General features: G+C 53.0%; 1 protein-coding gene. It reads left to right on the top strand.

Annotation, left to right across the window (positions count from 1 at the left end):
• The first annotated feature begins 28 nt into the window (after positions 1-28).
• Positions 29-1,249 carry an IS256 family transposase gene (locus JUK32_RS00670; RefSeq protein ID WP_204136939.1) on the top strand — a complete coding sequence of 407 codons (1,221 nt, stop codon included), beginning with the start codon at positions 29-31 and terminating at the stop codon, positions 1,247-1,249.
• Positions 1,250-1,285 lie beyond the last annotated feature (36 nt).

Below are 1,285 nucleotides of genomic sequence, written 5' to 3' on the forward strand. Positions count from 1 at the left end.
AAGACAAGTCCCGAATCGCGCCGATGAGTTGCTAGACGAACTGCTATCCGATTGTCAAAGCCCAGAAGAGATTCTCGGCGAGTCTGGCTTACTCAAACAGCTCACCAAACGCTTGGTAGAACGGGCGTTAGCCGGGGAACTGAACCATCACCTGAAGACCCGCGAGGTCGTGGATGAAACGGTTCCTAGCAACAGCCGCAATGGTCACTCGCCCAAAACAGTGCAGTCAGAACAGGGGGAACTGGAGTTAGCGATTCCGCGTGATTCTCCGCAGGAGAGGCTTTGCCAACGCCAAGGCACCTTTGAGCCCGTGTTGGTACCCAAACATCAAAGGCGACTGAGCGGTCTCGATGAAAAGATTCTGGCGCTGTATGCCAGGGGAACGAGCACCCGTGATATCGCTTTGCAACTGGAAGAACTGTACGGGGCGCACGTGTCTCCGGCCATCATCAGCGAAGTCACTGATACCGTCAGTGAGGACGTCAAAGCTTGGCAGTGCCGTCCGCTAGACGAGCTGTATCCCATCGTTTATCTCGATGCCCTCTACGTCAATATCAAAGTGGCTGGACGGGTGAGCAAACGGGCGGTCTATGTGGTGCTAGGCATTAACCGCGAGGGCAATAAAGACCTGCTGGGTCTCTGGATTGGCGAGGCCGAAGCCGAAGGCGCAAAGTTCTGGCTCAAAGTCCTCACCGACCTCAAAAACCGGGGTTTGAAGGATATTCTGATGGCCTGTTGCGATGGCCTTAAGGGCTTTCCCCAGGCCATTGAGGCCGTCTATCCCCAGACTCAAGTGCAGCTTTGCATTGTTCATTTAATCCGCAACTCGCTGCGCTATGTTCCTTGGAAAGACAGTAAAGCAGTGGCCACTGACCTGAAACCCATCTACCGAGCCGCCACCTTGGAGGAGGCAGAAGCCGCTTTGGAAGACTTCGCGACCAAATGGGATGAGCACTATCCCGCAGTCAGCCAAATCTGGCTGCGGCACTGGGAAAACATCATCCCGATCTTCGACTATCCGATGGAGATTCGTCGCGTTATCTACACCACCAATGCCATTGAGTCGGTCAACCGCTCGTTGCGAAAGGTGATTAAGACCAAGGCCGTGTTCCCCGATGAAGAGTCCGTGTTCAAACTGATGTATTTGGCCATGAACAATATCTCAAAGCGATGGAATCGACCCATCAAAAACTGGAGAGCGGCTCTGTCACACTTTGCTATTCTGTTTCCAGAACGCTTCAAACTTTGAGTCCATATCTGCTTACACAAAAATCAGAACACTCTC

Origin of the sequence: Halomicronema sp. CCY15110 (assembly GCF_016888165.1) — a bacterium.
GTDB lineage: Bacteria > Cyanobacteriota > Cyanobacteriia > Phormidesmidales > Phormidesmidaceae > Halomicronema.